At 71.3% G+C, this 16,075-nt stretch carries 12 protein-coding genes and 6 pseudogenes; 7 read left to right on the top strand and 11 right to left on the bottom strand.

Annotated elements, in window-relative coordinates:
- Window positions 1-143: 143 nt before the first annotated feature.
- Window positions 144-572 (top strand): annotated as a pseudogene (locus GL259_RS38445) (GtrA family protein); the annotation flags it as partial.
- On the opposite strand, the gene GL259_RS02905 reads toward GL259_RS38445, so the two are convergent.
- The 6 genes and pseudogenes from GL259_RS02905 to GL259_RS02880 all read right to left on the bottom strand — a co-directional run.
- Window positions 491-679 (bottom strand): hypothetical protein, encoded by a 189-nt coding sequence (locus GL259_RS02905; RefSeq protein ID WP_159528896.1) that lies wholly within the window; start codon window positions 677-679, stop codon window positions 491-493. The pseudogene GL259_RS38445 and the gene GL259_RS02905 overlap by 82 nt on opposite strands.
- Before the next feature lie 558 nt (window positions 680-1,237).
- On the bottom strand, window positions 1,238-1,828 hold the full coding sequence (locus tag GL259_RS02900; protein WP_159528894.1) for a class I SAM-dependent methyltransferase: 591 nt from the start codon (window positions 1,826-1,828) through the stop codon (window positions 1,238-1,240).
- Window positions 1,825-2,052, bottom strand: a complete 228-nt coding sequence (locus GL259_RS02895; RefSeq protein WP_159528892.1) for a hypothetical protein — start codon at window positions 2,050-2,052, stop codon at window positions 1,825-1,827. Before GL259_RS02895 ends, GL259_RS02900 begins: the two co-directional genes overlap by 4 nt.
- Window positions 2,053-2,324: 272 nt before the next feature.
- The gene (locus tag GL259_RS02890) at window positions 2,325-3,107 is read right to left on the bottom strand and encodes a BlaI/MecI/CopY family transcriptional regulator (protein WP_159528890.1); all 783 of its coding nucleotides are present in this window, start codon (window positions 3,105-3,107) and stop codon (window positions 2,325-2,327) included.
- Between the two features lie 332 nt (window positions 3,108-3,439).
- Window positions 3,440-4,396 carry a hypothetical protein gene (locus GL259_RS02885; protein WP_159528888.1) on the bottom strand — a complete coding sequence of 319 codons (957 nt, stop codon included), beginning with the start codon at window positions 4,394-4,396 and terminating at the stop codon, window positions 3,440-3,442.
- A gap of 101 nt (window positions 4,397-4,497) precedes the next feature.
- A pseudogene (locus GL259_RS02880) lies at window positions 4,498-4,779 on the bottom strand (helicase associated domain-containing protein); the annotation flags it as partial.
- 415 nt (window positions 4,780-5,194) lie between these two features.
- Between GL259_RS02880 and GL259_RS02875 the strand changes: the two are divergent.
- The gene (locus tag GL259_RS02875) at window positions 5,195-6,538 is read left to right on the top strand and encodes a polysaccharide lyase family 1 protein (RefSeq protein ID WP_159528884.1); all 1,344 of its coding nucleotides are present in this window, start codon (window positions 5,195-5,197) and stop codon (window positions 6,536-6,538) included.
- A gap of 289 nt (window positions 6,539-6,827) precedes the next feature.
- On the opposite strand, the pseudogene GL259_RS02870 reads toward GL259_RS02875, so the two are convergent.
- Both GL259_RS02870 and GL259_RS02865 read right to left on the bottom strand, forming a co-directional pair.
- Window positions 6,828-7,377: pseudogene (locus tag GL259_RS02870) on the bottom strand (IS6 family transposase); the annotation flags it as partial.
- Between the two features lie 76 nt (window positions 7,378-7,453).
- The gene (locus tag GL259_RS02865) at window positions 7,454-8,974 is read right to left on the bottom strand and encodes a hypothetical protein (protein ID WP_159528882.1); all 1,521 of its coding nucleotides are present in this window, start codon (window positions 8,972-8,974) and stop codon (window positions 7,454-7,456) included.
- Between the two features lie 419 nt (window positions 8,975-9,393).
- Between GL259_RS02865 and GL259_RS38440 the strand changes: the two are divergent.
- Window positions 9,394-9,609, top strand: a pseudogene (locus tag GL259_RS38440) (DDE-type integrase/transposase/recombinase); the annotation flags it as partial.
- 470 nt (window positions 9,610-10,079) lie between these two features.
- Here GL259_RS38440 and GL259_RS02855 read toward each other — a convergent pair.
- Complete coding sequence (locus GL259_RS02855) at window positions 10,080-10,469, bottom strand: AQJ64_40280 family protein (RefSeq protein ID WP_159528880.1); 390 nt, start codon at window positions 10,467-10,469, stop codon at window positions 10,080-10,082.
- A gap of 441 nt (window positions 10,470-10,910) precedes the next feature.
- Between GL259_RS02855 and GL259_RS02850 the strand changes: the two genes are divergently transcribed.
- The 3 genes from GL259_RS02850 to GL259_RS02840 all read left to right on the top strand — a co-directional run bounded on the left by GL259_RS02850 (window position 10,911) and on the right by GL259_RS02840 (window position 14,248).
- Window positions 10,911-12,134 (top strand): Clp protease N-terminal domain-containing protein, encoded by a 1,224-nt coding sequence (locus tag GL259_RS02850; protein ID WP_159528878.1) that lies wholly within the window; start codon window positions 10,911-10,913, stop codon window positions 12,132-12,134.
- A gap of 79 nt (window positions 12,135-12,213) precedes the next feature.
- On the top strand, window positions 12,214-13,599 hold the full coding sequence (locus GL259_RS02845) for a histidine kinase (RefSeq protein WP_243762220.1): 1,386 nt from the start codon (window positions 12,214-12,216) through the stop codon (window positions 13,597-13,599).
- A gap of 4 nt (window positions 13,600-13,603) precedes the next feature.
- On the top strand, window positions 13,604-14,248 hold the full coding sequence (locus tag GL259_RS02840; RefSeq protein WP_159528874.1) for a response regulator transcription factor: 645 nt from the start codon (window positions 13,604-13,606) through the stop codon (window positions 14,246-14,248).
- A gap of 52 nt (window positions 14,249-14,300) precedes the next feature.
- On the opposite strand, the pseudogene GL259_RS02835 reads toward GL259_RS02840, so the two are convergent.
- Window positions 14,301-15,146: pseudogene (locus GL259_RS02835) on the bottom strand (IS481 family transposase); the annotation flags it as partial.
- A 125-nt stretch (window positions 15,147-15,271) separates the two neighbouring features.
- On the opposite strand from GL259_RS02835, the pseudogene GL259_RS38435 reads away from it, so the two are divergent.
- Window positions 15,272-15,436, top strand: a pseudogene (locus GL259_RS38435) (RidA family protein); the annotation flags it as partial.
- A 250-nt stretch (window positions 15,437-15,686) separates the two neighbouring features.
- On the opposite strand, the gene GL259_RS38430 reads toward GL259_RS38435, so the two are convergent.
- Window positions 15,687-16,046 (bottom strand): hypothetical protein, encoded by a 360-nt coding sequence (locus tag GL259_RS38430; protein WP_243762629.1) that lies wholly within the window; start codon window positions 16,044-16,046, stop codon window positions 15,687-15,689.
- Window positions 16,047-16,075: the final 29 nt, after the last annotated feature.

Here is a 16,075-nt window from a genome sequence, read left to right as displayed (position 1 = left end):
GCAGCTGACCCGCGCCTTCGCGGCTCCATTGACGACGCGACGCCATTGATGACGCAGATGACGCCTAAATGGCTAGTTGCGGCGCCATTGATGTGCCATAGTGATGCCATCGATGGCGCGGTGAGTGAGCAAGGGGGCGGATCGTGGAGACAGCGCAGAGCCGATCGCAAGGGGGACCCGGCACTTTCGCCGCCTTCGCCCGCTTCGTTCTCTGTGGCGGCGGGGTGGGGCTCGCCTCCAGTTTCGCCGTGGCGGTCCTCGCCTCCTGGATCCCTTGGGTTCTGGCCAACGCCTTGATCACCGTGGTCGCCACGCTCCTCGCCACCGAACTGCACGCCCGCTTCACCTTCGGCGCGGGTGGGCACGCGACCTGGCGCCAGCACGCACAGTCGGCCGGATCCGCAGCGGCCGCGTACGCCGTAACCAGCGTGGCGATGCTTGCCCTGCACCAGTTGGCGGCGAGGCCCGGTGCGGTGCACGAGCAGGCCGTCTACCTGTCCGCCTCCGCACTCGCCGGTATCGCGCGGTTCGCCTTACTGCGCCTCGTCGTCTTCGCCCGGAAGCACTCGCAGGCCGCGGCCACCAGCAGCGGCGTACCATCCGAGGCGGTCAGCGAGTCCGCCAGGTCCCGTGCTTCCGGCGGGACGGCACTGCGGGGCAGGCCCATCCAGTCGATCACTTGCTGGGCAATACCGTTACGGAACGCGTGCACCACCCCGTCGTCGGCCGGTGAGGGGGTGCCCGGCAGGCCGCGGTGCCGGCGCGGCAACCGTGGGGCGGGACGCCGAGTCGGCACCATGCCCGCCGGCTGTGACCGGTCACCACCCGGCCTCGGAGAACGACCACGGAATCCTCGGGCGCTCCCACTCGAGGCGCGACACCTTGAACACCGTCTGTGCCGTCTCACGGTCGATGCGTTCCGCGACCCGGTGGAGAGCCGTCTCACCGCAGGTCAGCGACCCTCACCGCAATTGCTCAACCAGTCGCAGGAATCAGCGCGTTGTTCTTCTGCAAGCCCTCAGGCGGCGAGCGCCGCTCCGGTAAGGCCGGCGGCGAGCGCGCCGCGCAACAGCACGCGGCGGTTCATCGGGTTGTCTCCATCGTCGGTCTCTGGGAGGGGTGTGGGGAAGCTGTGTTCCCAGGGCGCGCAGCCAGGCCTAAAGGGGCACCGGGAATCCGAAGTCCGTCCGCTACCTGCTCGGTGGCGTCGAGCGTGGTCACTGTCAGCAGTGGGTGGTCAAGGGCGCAGGGCGTAGCAGCGCAGGACGTCGAGGTCGGTGGTGCGGACGACGGACCATCCTGTCGTGAGTAGCTCGGCGTCCGCGGGGGTGATCCCGAGCCCCTGACGGGCCGGGTCGGTGGTCGTGCGGCGGCCGGCGATCTCGGTGACGACCCAGAAGGTGCCGCCGAGCGCGAGGAGTCCGCGGACGCGGTCGAGGAAGGCCGGCTTGTTGTCCATCCACCGGTAGACCAGGCGGCAGGTGATGAGCGCGTAGGCCGGGTCCGGCAGGGCGGTGAGGTCGGCGGCGGTGATGTCCAGGCACCGCCAGGTCGGCCCGGGGCCGGGGCCGGCATCCAGGGTGGAGGCGAGGGCGAGGGCGCTGGGGGAGCAGTCGACGCCGGTCGTGCGATACCCGAGCTCGTGGTGGAGGTGGCGGACGAGGCTGCCGGCGCCGCTGCCGATGTCGAGGGCGGGGCGGCCGTGACCGGGGCCCAGGTACTGGTCCATCAGCTGTTTCTCGGCTTCGCACAGCTGCCGGTACTGGCGGCCTTCGGCCCAGAGCGGTTCCCAGTAGGCGGCGCTCGCGGTGGACGCGGTGGTGGTCACGGTGTTCCTTCCCGGGCGGGTGGCACGGCCCCGGTATCGGGCGGGGTGAGCATGGTCTGCAGGGCGTGGACGGGGGAGACGAGGGGCAGGACCACGGGTACGGTCTGGAGGAGCGCGTCGACGGTAAGGCCGGCTCGGAGGCCGAGGAGGACCGCGAGGGCGCCGGCGGTCGGGGAGGTCATGGAGCGGCTTCCGGCGGTCACCGTGGTGCTGGTCGCCTGCATCCGGCGCAGCACAGCCCCGTCGTCCGGCCCACCTGGCCCGGACACCGCCCGGCAGGCAGCCGCCGCATGCCTGCGCGCGGCCACCGTACGGACGGCCACACACAGGCGTGACGGCATCCTGCAGCAAAGGCCCGGAAAGGGGACATGGACGTCCCGCGCGCCCGGTGGCAGGCTTCCAACCTCTCACCAGTCGGATGCTGTTGCCCGGCCTCACGCATCGCGCTGCGGACCGGCACCCGGTCCCGTCGGCGTCACCGCGCCGGACGAAGAGGTCAGGCCTGCGCCGGCACCTTCTCGGCCTCCTCGGCCCCGGCCTTCTCGGCGGCCGGGGCCACTTCTGTGGCTGCGTCTTCCGCGGCGGGCGCGGACTCGGCCACGGCGGTGTACAGCACGGTTTTCTTCTGCTTCGTCCGCTCGACGCGGCTCTTGGAGACCAGCCGCTCCAGGGTGTTGCGCACGGTATTGATGTCACGGGCCCGTTCGGGGTGCTCCCGCTCCAGGTCACCGGCGACCTCGCTCGCGGTGCGCGGCTGGCCTGCGTGCCTGCCAAGAACGGTCAACAACAGCTCGCCCAGGGACGGTTCACCGTCCTCGGGCGCCGGCTTCTTCGCCGCGGGAGGCTGCTTCGCCGCAGGCTTCCGCACCGTGGTCTTCCTGGTCGCTGACTTCTTGGCCGTGCTCTTCCTGGCGGCCGTCTTCTTGGCCGTGGTCTTCTTCACGGGCGCCTCGGCCGGCTCGTCCTGCCGCTGCTCGGGAACAGCCGCGGAAGCCTCAACAGCCGACTCGGCCTGCTCGGCCGCTTCGGCCGGCCCGGACGTGCTGTCCTGCGGCTGTGCCGACTCCTCCTCGGGCATCTGCGTACCAAAGCGGCCTTCGGCCGGGGCAGACACCGTCTCCAATGCCCTCACCAGCCAGGCTTCGTCCGCCTCGAGCTGTTCAAGGCGCTTGCGCAGACGGGCCTGTTCCTCCCGGTTGGCGCTGAGGTGGTTGGCGAACTGGGTCGCGTACTGGCTCTGCAGGCTCTGGGTGGTGGGCTCTTCCGGCTCGGTGGCCACGCGGCACGCTCCTTCACACGGGGTTGTTGCTGCCGGATGCTACTCACCCGAACGGGACCGTCGCTGCTGTCCTGGGCGAACACCACCCCTGGGAGCAACCGCACACGGCGATCCCCTCCGGAGCCCCGGTGCCCACAGCCCGGCACGACGACCTTCCCGCACGTCCCGCGCCCCCGGAACACGGCACACGCCTCCAGCCCCGGACTTCGGACAGCCATCACGCACGGCCGCTCCCGGCGATCTTCAACCGTCCCTGCTCCGGGGCCCCGCACGATCGGATTGCTCAAGGGCTTCCGCGGCACCGCCACCCGCTGCGACAAGACCGCCACCTCCTAGCGGGCGAAGCAGCGGTCACCCTTGCGTCGTTCCTGCTCTGGGCAAGATCCGTTTGAGGACGGACCCTGGAAGTGCTCTCCGCGGCGCGGATGCACGTCGACCCCGATGCCGGGCGCCCACAGGTCGCCGTTGTCGCCGGCGCTGATGTCCCAGGCGGTCACCTCGTGCGGGCCCACGGTGCCGCGGGCCCGCAGATCGGTGACGATCAAACGGGCGAGTGCGGCGGCCGCCATCGGGTCCGTCTCGGGCAGCGTGGCGCGCCACCATCGGTGCTCGTCCACGTCCTGCCAGCCCCTGGCGCGCATCTGTGCCGCGCGCTCGGGTGTCTGCTCGTGGTCCCGGTCCTGGACGGCGGCGTGGAACTCGCGGTTCTTCTCCGACGGCTCGCAGGCCACGAGCAGGGTGCGGCCCCGGTCCCGTGACGCCCAGAGCTTGAAGCCCGCCCAGTCGCCGGGGGCCTGTACGGGCAGGTGCTCCGCCCAGGAGGCGAGCACCCCCGCCAGTCGCTCCTCGCACGACGCCCAGCCGTCCGCCGCCGCGTGCCCGTTGAAGGTCCAGCCGTGGTCCTCGCCGGGGCCGTGGCGGTCCAGCTGCCACGTGCAGGGCAGGCGGCCCGAGTCGAAGGCGGACCACTCGTCCTGGGCGAACGCTTTCGCCTGATGGACGGAGAGGGTCGCCCCGCCGTGGTCCCCGGACAGCAGCAGGGTCCGCTCGGCGGTGCTCCACCGCACGCTGGGCCCGTGGGCGGTGCCGCCCAGCAGCGTGGGCCGGCCGATGCGCGCCACGATGGCCTCGTAGACCGGCCGCAGGGCCTCACGGCGTTCGACCAGGCCGCTTCCCTCCTCGTGCGTCAGGATCGTGAACGGCCGGTCCAGTTCGGCATCGTCGTGGGTGAGAAGGCCTTCCGCGAGATCCGCCGCGCCCCGGCGGACCGTCCCCGTGGTGTGTGTCATGACGATCATCCTGGCAGTCGCCGCCGACACCGCCGTTCGCAATCACGCACGCTCACCAGTGGACCGGAATCCGCCACGAGCCTTGTCCGGGCACCAGGCTCCGGGCACCAGGCGGGGTCAATGTCCTCGAGCCGCTCGCGCCGTTCCTTGACGGCGCCGGCTAGCGACTTCACCGGCAGGCCTTCGGCACGACGCTGTTCGGTGTCGGCGGCCTTTCTGGCGGCGGCCCGCTGGTTCTTCCGCCGGATACCCACTCGGTGGTCCTGATAGGTGGCGTCCAGCGGGGCCAGGAGGTGTCCGTGTTCGGCTGTCCACCCGCGCGCCGCTGCGGGGCTCTCCTCCCAGGCGACATTGAAGTGGCTCCAGATCATGCCGATGCCTTCTGTCCCTCTTCAACGAGATCGGGCAGGGCCGACTGCCGGGCCACCACCGCCTCGTCGGTGACCTTTGGGACCGTCTGTGGTCCTGGGCGAACGGGCGGGTGACCTGGGGCGTCCACGGGGCCACGGTGCATTCGAAGGGACCTGCCGCCCAGAATGCCGTGGACAGGTCCCGGCAGACCACGACCAGCAGGACGGGCAGGTCGTACGTCGCGTGCAGGTACGCGACGTGGTAAGTCCAGCTTTTCCCGCAGTGGGCCGAAGGGGGGCGGATCGTGTGAGGCGATGTGGAGGCGGGCTCGGACGACATCGCGTGGCGGGAAAAGCGGAGGAAAAAGATCCCGGCACGCGGCAACCCCTCACGGGTCGGCGGCCACTGACAGGGCGTAACCCCGTTCCTCCCCCGTAAGGAAGCCCCGTGGCTGCTCGCTCCCACCGCCGGTCCCTCCGCTCCCGTCGTGCCGCCGTCGTCTGCGCGGCGGTCGTGGCCGCAGGCGTCGGCGCTGGTGTTCTCGTGGTGAACGCCAACGCCGGGACCGTTGACCTGTACCACCAGACGCTCGCCGCGAAGGACGGCTGGGCGTCCTCCGGTACGGGGACCACCGGTGGCACGAAGGCCGACGCCGCCCACACCTTCACCGTCTCCACCCGTGCGCAGCTCGTGAAGGCGCTGGGCTCGGTCTCCGACACCACGCCCCGCATCATCAAGATCAACGGCATGATCGACGCCAACACCGATGACGGCGGCAAGAAGCTGACCTGCGCCGACTACGCCCTCGGTACCGGCTACTCGCTGTCGGCCTACCTCAAGGCCTACGACCCGGCCACCTACGGCCGCTCCAAGCTGCCCTCCGGCACCCAGGAGACGGCGCGCGCCGCCGCCCAGGCCAAGCAGGGCAAGAACATCGTCTTCAAGGTCCCCGCCCACACGACGATCGTGGGCGTCCCCGGTACGAACGCGGGCCTCACCGGGGCCATGCTCCAGATCCAGAACGTGGACAACGTCATCGTCCGCAACCTGACCTTCGCCGCCACCGAGGACTGCTTCCCGCAGTGGGACCCGACCGACGGCGACAACGGCAACTGGAACTCCAACTACGACTCGGTGTCCCTGCGCGGCGCGACCCACGTGTGGGCGGACCACAACACGTTCACCGACGCGCCGCACTTCGACAGCGCCAACCCGAAGTACTTCGGCCGCGAGTACCAGGTCCACGACGGCGCCCTCGACATCACCAAGGGATCCGACCTGGTGACCGTCTCGCGCAACCAGTTCACCCACCACGACAAGACGATGCTGATCGGCGGCAGTGACACCGACAGCGTCGGCAAGCTGCGCGTCTCCCTCCACCACAACGTGTGGAAGGGCATCATGCAGCGTGCCCCGCTGGCCCGCATCGGCCAGATCCACATCTACAACAACTACTACGACACCACGCCCCTCAACGGGTACACGCCGCAGTACAGCATCAACTCCCGTGCCAAGGCCCAGGTCGTAGCGGAGAACAACTACTGGAAGCTGCCGTCCGGCGCGAAGGCCGCCAGGCTCCTCAGCGGTGACGGCACCGGCTCGGTCAAGGGCTCCGGCAACCTCGTCAACGGCACGGTGACCGACCTCGTCGCCGCCTACAACGCCGCCTCGTCCAAGGACCTGAAGACCACGGTCAACTGGACCCCCACCCTCACGACGGGTCTGGAGGCCTCGGCGAGCAACCTGCCGACGTCACTGGCCACGACGACGGGGGCGGGCGTGCTCAAGTAGCACCCGAGACACGCGAGGGCCGGGAGACCACGAACCCCCGGCCCTCGCGTACCCATACCGCACGGTCCGCCGCGCCATGGACTATGAGGGGCCCGGGATGCGTTCCCGGGCCCCTCCGGCGTCTGCCGGGCAGCAGCCCACAGGACGGTTCGCGCAAGCCGCATGACTTTGCTCTCGCCGGCCGGAAGACGGCGGAAATGGTCCACGAGCGGCTCCATCAGGTGCGGGGCACGCAGCACCACAGCGAGCTCGACAGGTGGCGGTGGGACCCGAGGTGAGGTCAGATGCCGCTGAACGCGGCCAGGAACCGCTGCGCGGCGCCGACCGATCGCAAAGCCCTTCCTCGCGTGTTCCCGCTGCCGCGTGGGCTGGTGGCTGTTCTCCGCCCGGTGGTTCAGGCCCTTGTGACAGCGGTGCTCCACCGAGGGCATGACCTCGCGGTGGGCGGCACCGCAGGAGCGCGGCTTGTCCGTGACGACCGCCCGCGGCGCCGTACGGGTCTTCTTCAGCAGCCGGCGGAAGAACCGCCGGTCCGCGGCGGTGTCCCGCCGGTCCGGCACGAGGATGTCCAGCACCATCCCGTCCTGGTCGACGGCCCGCCACAGGTGTTTCAGCTCGCCGTTGACCTCGATGAAGACCTCGTCCAGGTGCCACGTGTCTCCCGGCCGGGGCCGCCGGCGGCGCAGCGCGCCGGCGTAGGCCTGCCCGAACTTGGCGCACCACCGCCGGGCCGTCTCATAGGAGACGATCACTCCGCGCTCGAGCACGAGTTCCTCGACTTCGCGGAAGCTCAGCGGGAAGCGGAGGTACAGCCACACGCAGTGGGGGATCACCTCGATCGGGTACCGGTGCCCCCCTGTACGACGCCGACGCCCTCCCCACGGACGATCCCCCTCCCCGTGATCGATCCGAAGATCATCCCACCCGGTCGATCAACGTGACAGTGCCCTCATCATTGTCCGGGTGGTAGACGCTGAGGTTGCCGTAGGCCGACAGAACTCTGGCCGGGTCACCGGGTTTGTGCCGCAGGGCGGTGTCCAGGAAGGCGAGCGTGGTTGCGGCGACGACGTGCGGGCTGTCGGTGCGGCCCAGGGAGCCGACTATCGAGGGCACAGGCGGCAGGTACAGGGGGCCGTCCATAAAGGTGAGGTGTGCGGCGCCGGGGATGGTGAGCCGGTAGCTCGTCGCGGTGCTGAGCTTGAGGGCCTTGGTGAGGCGGGGTATGTAGTGCGGGTCGGTTCCTGGGGTGACGGCCTGGGTGAGCGCGAGCGTCGGCTGGTGGAGGGAGGGGGAGGCGGGGCCGTGGGGGTAGCCGTCCAGATCGATGACGGCGTCGAACCGGCGGTCCTGCCGGGCGGCCTGGAGAGCGGCGGCACCACCCATGGAGTGGCCGGTGACCGCGACCCGACCGGTGTCCAGGCGTCCGGTCAGCGGGCCGGCGATCCCACCTCGGTCTGGATGGTCCAGCTGGGTGAGGACGAAGCTGAGGTCGGCGGCCCGGACAGCCGTCCAGTCGACCGCCAGCTTGCCGTCCTTGTCCCGGTCTCCGGTGGAGGCGGTCTTGGTGTGAATCGTCCGGCCGTCGGCGAGGACGACGGCGGCGGAGTCGTACGGGTGGTCGAGGCCGGCGACCACATAGCCGTGGCTGGCCAGTTCCTCCGCCCAGGCGGTGTTCTGGGTACGCACTCCGCCCGACCCGGGAGAGAACAGCACGACCGGGAACCGTTCGCCCTCACCGGCCGCCGGGGCGTTGAAGACCGCATGGGTGTGGGCACGCGGGACGCCGTCGACCAGGAAGCCAGGCAGGCCGACCTGGCGGGCGAGGGCGTCGGAAACGGTGCGCGCCTCGTGCTCCGTGCGTCCGAGGTACTGGGCCCGCTGCGCGCCCGCGGGGCTTTTCTGCGCGGGATACCAGAGCTGGATCACCACCGTGCGCCGGTCATGCGGATCGGCGGTGAATGTCTCGGGGCGGCGCGGGTCGGTCTTCTGCACCACCCGGGTGCCGACCGCGAAACGGCCCGACGGCTCGGGGAACACGGGTACGGGAAAGGCCCAGGCGGCCACCGGACCCGTGGCCGTCAAGCCGAGGCAGGCCACCGACCCCGGCAACGCCAGCCACCATCGGGCCCGCCACGCCGGCCGGCCGGTACGGCGTCGCAGCAGGGGAGAGAGGGTGAACGGCAATGCGACGGCGGCGCCTGCCAGTACCGGCAGCATCTGCCAGCGGATCCCCACCACACTCAGCACGATCGCGGACAGTACGAGAACCGCCACCGCCGCGATCGTGACGCGTGGGCGGGCCGCGGGGGAAAGCCAGCGCGCCACCACCAGCGCAACGGCACCCAGCAGGGCAAGGAATTCCAGAGGGGACATGTACAGCCCCGCGATGGTCTCGGTCACCCGGCCATCCTCAGGGCGGGGCACGCGATGCCACATCGGTCCCGGGTCGCGACCGCATACGACCAGAGTCGCAATCGAGCACGCCGGGTGAACGGCCGCTTTGCGACCGCAGGAGGTGGCGGGCTCCTCCTGCGGTCGTATCTCGGCGCGGTGCCATCAGACGGTGGACTCATGTGCCGCACAGGCCTGCGGCTGCCGTGGCCGCAGCACGCGCCGGGGGGCGCGGGGTGTGCGCTCCTTGTACCCGACGGCTCCGGCTGCACGCGGTGTCGGCGATTTGGTCACGCGGCTGTGACGCGCTGCGTCATCCCTCAAGGAATGACTCGCCACGGCGTTGTCGCGTTGGCCGGCCGACCTGGGATGATCTTGGAGTTGATCGCGCCGGGGAGGGGGTTCGTTCGTGTCGTCCGCGTCGCCGTCGTACCAGGGCCACCGGTACCCGGTGGAGGTGATCGCGCACGGTGAAGAAGCAGCGCCGTATGCCCCGAGCGCTGGTCACCGACAAGCTCCGTTCCTACGGCGCCGCCCACCGCGAGGTCGTGCCCCCGGTCGGGCACCGCTCCCACAAGGGCCTGAACAACCGGGCCGAGAACAGTCATCAGCCGACCAGGCAGCGCGCACGCGCGATGAAGGGCTTCCGCAGCGTGGGCGGGGCGCAGCGGTTCTTGTCCACCTCCAGCGGCATCTCGTCCCACTTCGGGCCTCGCCGCCACCTGATGACCACCACCGGACACCGCGCCGAGACGGCCGTCCGCTTCACCCTCTGGGACCAGATCACCGGTGCCGTCGGCCAACCGGCCCAGGCCTGGACCCCGGCCCGAAACCTGGCCCCACCACGCCCCGACGCGCCGTCGGACACTCACACACCCGACAACATGGCAGCGCCCTGCGGCCTGCTGCCTGGCGCACGTGCCACATGCTGCACCGTGCCCGCTCCCGTCTCATCCAGTCGAACCGCCGTCGGCGTATGCCCCCTACCCGCCTCCGGCTCGCCCGCCGGCACCGCGGCCCTGTCCTCCCGCAGGTGCATCGAAGGGCTCCCGTCCTGGGGCCGTGTCACTCGGCGGCTGCTCCTTCCGGCGAGCGGGACTCGCCGGCCGAGGTACGAGTGGCGCCGCCTGTCGTCTCGGAGTGCGGCGGGCTACCGATGGCCATCGGCTTCGCGGGCTCGTCGGAGGGCTGCGCCTGCTTCCGGGCCGCCTGCCACGTGCACCGACAGCCCCGGCAGGAACGGCAGCGCCGCCCAGTGGGTGACGTGGTCCTCACTCGGTCCGCCCGGGGGGTAGCGGATGATGCCGTCGGAGTCCACGAAACAGTCGTGGTAGTGGCTGTCGTCCTCGGACTGGTGCTGGAAGGTCATGGGGATGTACAGATCATGAAAAACCATGGGCCTGACCAGCCAGTAGTGTTCACCCGCGACGGAACGGTCGTGGAAGTCGTGCGGCCAGGTGCCGAACATCGCCGCCGCAACAGGCTGCCCGGGTCGAGGCAGCCTCTCGCGTGCGTCAACCCATTCCACATTCACCCGCATATTCGGTGTTCCTCCGGGGCGCTCGGTTCCTGACTGTCGCGTGTTGCTATCCCGCTCCGGCGCGTCGGGGAGAGACCCGATCACGCTCGTCTTCTGGGACGTCTCGACATCCGGCAGGGTTGCCTGTCCGCTTCCGGCGCGCTGGGAGCGGGGGCGGGCCGTCCGGCTTCGGCGGCGGGGCGAACGGTGCCGGCACTTCTCCGGGTGAGTGAGCGCAAGCCGTACCCGGGTGACTCACCGGAAGAGCAGCGGACGTGGCAGAGGTGGACGGGGAGGGAGCGCCGCCCACCGCGAGGACGCCCGGACGGGAGAACCTGGCCGGTCGGACTGGAAGCCTGGCCAGTCGGACAGGAAGTCTGGCCGGTCGGCCGAGGCGGAGCCGGGAAACGCGGGGCTAGCGTTCTTTTTCGGCAGGTGACCCCGCGGAGAGGGAGAGGCCCGATGGAGCAGCGCACGTCCGACCGCGACGCCGGCGCGACCACCGAGTTCGAGAGGGACGTCGTCAAGCTGTTGCTGGAGACCGTACGTACGGCGGCCGAGCAGGAACGCGACGACATCGGTACGGAAAGCTTGCTGAGCGCGCTCGTGTCGGGTGACTCGGCCGCGGGTTCCGCGATCGCCCCCGGAATGAGGGCCGCCGGCACGCTCAGCGGTTCGATCGGGTGCCGGGGGACGTCCGTGTGGGTCAGTGATGACGCGGGTGACGGCACAGCCGGAAGTCCGGACGACGAGCGGGAGATCGACGCCTGCTGGCGGGAGGTCCGGCAGGAGGAGGCCAAGAGGCTGCGCTGGAAGAACCGGAAGAGGAAGGAAGAGGAGCGGGCAAGCCTTGGTCTTCCGCCGATGACCGGTGCGTTGCGGGCCTGTCTGCGCAAGGCGCTGGAGGCCGCACGGGGGGAGGGCACCGTCTCCGTACGCGTACGTCACGTGGCGCGCGCGCTGGTCGAGCTGCCCGATACGCGTGCCCGCGAGGCCCTGGTGGTGCAGAAGCTGGACGCCTCGGCTGCCTCGGCCGCGCTCGACGCCTTGCGGGGCACTGATGAAGCGCCGGAGCCCAGCTCGGTTCTGATGCTGCGCAAGGCGGGGACCTTCGGGAAGAGCGGTAATCCGCTGACCCGGAAGTTCACCGCCTGGATGTTCGGGGGCGGCGCCGGATTCGGCTCCGCGGTCGTGGGCGTGGTGCGCATGGAGGCACGACGGTCGGCGATACGGCGCGGGGTGCCGGAGCCAGAACCCGTCGATGTGCTGCTGGGCATCCTGGCGCTGGACAGGTCGCTGACGGTCGCGGGGCGTGAGCTGCCCGAGAGCCTGGCGGGAGCGAACCGGGGGGCGGAGTTCCTGCGCCGGTACGGCGTACGGCAGGATACTGTCGCCCGGGTGCTGCTTCCCACCACCGGGGTCGCGGAGGGTGAACCTCCGGAGGTCGGCAGCCCCGCCGACTTCGACCGGCGGCTCCTGCATGTCACCGAGTTCATCGCCTCCGCCAAGGGCTCGTCCACGGTCGGCACGACCCACCTGCTGGCCGCGCTGCTGGACAAGACCGGGACGGATGCGGAGTCCGTGGCGGAGATCGAGCGCGTGCTGGCCGAGAGCGGCGCCGACGTCGCTGGGCTGCGGGCGGAGCCGGAGCTGCGGGTCCCGCGAGGAGCGGCACGGAGTGCCTGAGGCCGCGGCGGTTCGCCCACGTGTACGACCGCGTATGACCGGAGCAGCCGTGAAGAGCGGCACCCGCACGGAGGAGACCATGAGCCCGGCAGTACGAGCGAGGGGGCGGCTGCGCCGCGAGACCGCCGCGATCCGGGAGGCGGTGCGCTCCGCGCCCCGGCGGACGGTCGTCACCGAGTCCGTACTCACCGGTCTGGTCCTGCTGTGTTCACTGGCGCCGGTCCCGCTGGTGCCGCCGCCCCACCCGGTGGCCTCGGCCCTCCTGGGGGTGTGGACAGCGCTGCTCGTGCCCGTGCGGCGGGTGTACCCGTCCCTCACGGTGCTGGGCTGCGTGCCGGTGGTCGCCGGGGACAACGTGTGGGCGATGGTGGCGGTACCGTGCGTCGTATGGTCCGCCATGCGCCGGATCACTCCGGCACGGCGCGCCTGGGCAGTGCTCGGGGCGAGCGGTGCCGGCGTCGCGCTCGTGCTGATCGCCGTACAGTCCCTCGCCGGGCTCCCGGAGACGCCGTACCTGGTCGGCGGCCTCGGCCTGAGCGCGCTGTTCATCGTGCTGCCCGCGCTGTCCGGCCTGATGATGGGGCGCCGCCGCCCACTGACGCGGCTGCTGCGGGAACGCAACGCCTACCTCGAACACGCCCGCTTCCTCACCGACGAGGCGGCCCGCATGGAGGAACGGGCGCGCATCGCCGCCGAGATGCACGATCTGCTCGGCCACCGCATCAGCCTCCTCTCGGTGCACGCCGGAGCCCTCCAGCTCGCCACCGAACAACAGGCGCCCTCGCTGGCCGCCCGGGCCGAGCTTCTGCACACCACCGCCCGGACGGCCATGGAGGAGCTGCGCGGCATCCTCGGCGTCCTCCGTCACCAGCCCGGCGAGGACACCGGCGAACGCGGGACCCGCGAGGATGTCGCGGCCCTGGTCGCGGGTTCCCGAAGCGCGGGGGTCGACGCCGAACTGCACTGGGAGGCGGCCGGGCCGACGGACGCGGACCCCCGCACCAGACAGGCCGTCCACCGTGTCACCCGCGAAGGACTCACCAACGCGCTGAAGCACGCGTCCGGCGCGTCCGTGCGTGTGATGTTCCACGACGAAGGGGACACGGTGGTGATCGCCGTCATCAACGACGCCCCGCCGGCGCCCCGTTCGCCCGGGGGCGGGAGCCGCAGCGGACTCGTCGGCCTACGGGAAAGGATCAGCCTGCTCGGTGGCACCCTCCACGCCGGGCCGCGCCCGGAGGGCGGCTTCGTCCTTTCCGCCCGAATACCCGTCCGGCCCGACTCGCCGCCCGTGTACGCCGCTCCGCCCCAGCCGGTGTCCGACGGGGCGGGCTCCCGGCCCCCGCTGCCCACGGATGTCCTCACGTGGCCCCGCCTCCTCGGCGGCGGCTGCGCGGCGCTCCTGGTACTGCTGCCGGTGGCCGGCGGAACCCTCGCCCTGCTGATCTTGGCGGTTCTACACTGAACCGATGATCCGAGTCCTGATCGCCGACGATGAAGCGCTCATGCGCGCCGGAATACGGCTGATCCTGGAGAACGCCGACGAGGTTCGCATCGTGGCCGAGGCGCAGGACGCCCACGAGGCCGTCGAAGCCTGCCGTGCCCACCCCGTCGACGTCGCCCTCCTCGACATCCGGATGCCCGGCGACGGCATCGCCGCCCTCGCCGAGATCACCCGGCACTCGCCCCGCACGCGGGTGGTGATGCTGACGGCTTTCGGCGAGGAACCGACCGTGGCCTCCGCCCTGCGCGCCGGAGCCCACGGCTATCTCCTCAAGGACACCGGTCCTCGCGATCTCATCGACGCCGTACGCCGCGCCGCCGCCGGAGAACCCGTCCTCGCCCCGCAGGTCACCCGCCAGCTGATCGAATTCCGGGCCCGGCCGGGCCACGGCAGCGACACCGCGGCGCGCCGGATCGCGGACCTGACCCCGACCGAACTGGACGTCCTCCGGCTGCTGGGCACCGGCCTCTCGAACGCCGGGATCGCCGCACAGCTCCACCTGAGCCCCGGCACGATCAAGGCCCACATCAGCAACATCCTCACCCGCACCGACTGCACCAACCGCGTCCAGGCGGCGGTGCTGGCGCAGGAGGCGGGGCTGCTCGACTGACGGCCGGCAGGGCTTTGCGGCGGGCTGATCCGCTTGGGGAGAAGCGCCCCAGGGCCCAGCCGTCGGCCAGGGTGCGGTGGAAGCGCTCGACCTTGCCGTTCGTCTGTGGCCGGTAGGGCCGGGTCTTCTTCGGCGTGATGCCGAGTTCGGTGCAGGCGCGGTTCCAGTGCCGGGAGCGGTGGGCCGATCCGTTGTCGGTCAGGACCCGTTCGGCTCTCACGCCGCGGGCGGCGAACCAGGCCACCGCGCGGTGCAGGACGTCGACTGCGGTGCCGGCTGTCTCGTCGTCGCGGATTCCGGCGTAAGCGACGCGGGAGTGGTCGTCGACGACGGTGTGGACGAAGGCGGTTGCCAGCACAGGGCCGCGGTACTTGTTGCGGGGCTTGCCGGGTGTTGCGGCGCGGTTTCTGCGGCCCTGGACGCGTCCGACGCAGCGCCAGCCGCCGCCGTCGGGGACGTTGCCGGGCTTCTCGACGTCGATGGGGAGCACGGCGCCGGGGTGCGGGTGTTCAGGGCGGCGCACCGGCTCGCCGGTGGCCCGGTCGATGCGGGACAGGCGGTTGATCCGGCAGCGGGTCAGGACCGGGTGGACGGTCGAGGCGGGCATGCCCGGCCGTCCGGCGGTCTGGACCGGTTCCAGGCGTTGCTTCCAGCGCAGGTGCACGATCTTGCGGACCAGCGGCCGGATGGTTCGGGTCGGGCTGCGGTGAGGCCGTGAGGGCCGGTCGGTCATCGCGGCCGGCCCGGCTTCGGCGTAACGGTCGGCCCATCGCTTCGCGGCGGGCCAGGACACGTCGTAGCGCTCGGCCGCGCGAGCGACCGGCCATCCCTCGTCCACCATCAGACGCGCCAGGCGAAGACGGGCGCGGGGCGTCGGAGCAGCGTCGGCGTGGGACACGAAGGTCTCCTGGCTGACGGAGCGGTTCCTCGACAGCTCCTCCACTCCACAACCGGAGGCTTTCGTCATCTCACGGATTCAGGCCGTGTCGTCACACAAGCTCGACCGACCCGGCTGGGCAGTACAAGCTGACGGTCCACGCGGTCGACTCGACCCCCGAGAAGATGCCCCTGCTCGCCGAAGGTGTCGCGCGGGCGGCTGAGAAGCTCGGGATCACTCCGATTGCGCCGCTCACCGGTATCGGAGCCGCTGCTCTGGCTGCTCCCGGCCTCCTCGTCGAGGTCGGAGCACAGCAGTCCTCGACTGACGGATGCTTTCCGGTGAGCCGGGCCCGCAGTCAGGTCAGGAGCGGCCGAGTGGCCCAGGTTCGTCACCAGGGCCACCCGTGGCGGCCGGACGGCTCGGGGCCGCTCTTCGCGTCTGACGATCCGCCCCTGAGGCCCCTGCGCCATCTGTAATGTCAGGGCCCTGGTGCACATCGCGGCCTTCATGCCCGATGCCGGGGAGATCCCGGGCGAGCTCGCAGGCCGCTGCCCCGCCTCACAGCTCGAAGCGGCCCTCACGCCGGTCCCGGTACCCGGCCTCGGCGACAGCCCGGCCATCGACCTGTGCATCCGGTCCGACCGGTTCCGCGAGGGTCTTCGCCCACGATGTCCCGAGCACCGCCACCCGGGTCCTGGCGGCCGGCCAACGCCGGCTCAGCGGGACCGCGTTCACCGACCGCTGCACCACCGCGGCCTGGCGCGCGCTGCCCAGCTGGACCCTGGTCTGCGGACAGGACCGGGGCATCGTCCCGGAGCTCCGGCGCTTCCAGGCCCGGCGGGCGGGCTCGCGTACCACCGAGGCCGCCTCCTCCCACCTGCCGCTGTACAGCAGGCCGGATGCCGTCGTGTCGGTCATCCGGGCGGCCGCCCGGGCCGCCTGAGCCG

This window comes from Streptomyces sp. Tu 3180 (assembly GCF_009852415.1).
In the GTDB taxonomy this organism is placed as follows: Bacteria; Actinomycetota; Actinomycetes; order Streptomycetales; family Streptomycetaceae; genus Streptomyces.
Note: the sequence above shows the minus strand (reverse complement) of the source record. Positions and strands in the feature narration are given on the sequence as shown.

What these genes read in the sequence shown, in the direction of transcription:
- GL259_RS38430 (WP_243762629.1), bottom strand. Translation starts at nt 16,046, where the DNA reads ATGACCGACACGACGGCATCCGGCCTGCTGTACAGCGGCAGGTGGGAG.
- GL259_RS02885 (WP_159528888.1), bottom strand. Translation starts at nt 4,396, where the DNA reads ATGACACACACCACGGGGACGGTCCGCCGGGGCGCGGCGGATCTCGCG.
- GL259_RS02845 (WP_243762220.1), top strand. Translation starts at nt 12,214, where the DNA reads ATGAGCCCGGCAGTACGAGCGAGGGGGCGGCTGCGCCGCGAGACCGCC.
- GL259_RS02855 (WP_159528880.1), bottom strand. Translation starts at nt 10,469, where the DNA reads ATGCGGGTGAATGTGGAATGGGTTGACGCACGCGAGAGGCTGCCTCGA.
- GL259_RS02840 (WP_159528874.1), top strand. Translation starts at nt 13,604, where the DNA reads ATGATCCGAGTCCTGATCGCCGACGATGAAGCGCTCATGCGCGCCGGA.
- GL259_RS02895 (WP_159528892.1), bottom strand. Translation starts at nt 2,052, where the DNA reads ATGCAGGCGACCAGCACCACGGTGACCGCCGGAAGCCGCTCCATGACC.
- GL259_RS02850 (WP_159528878.1), top strand. Translation starts at nt 10,911, where the DNA reads ATGGAGCAGCGCACGTCCGACCGCGACGCCGGCGCGACCACCGAGTTC.
- GL259_RS02865 (WP_159528882.1), bottom strand. Translation starts at nt 8,974, where the DNA reads ATGTGGCATCGCGTGCCCCGCCCTGAGGATGGCCGGGTGACCGAGACC.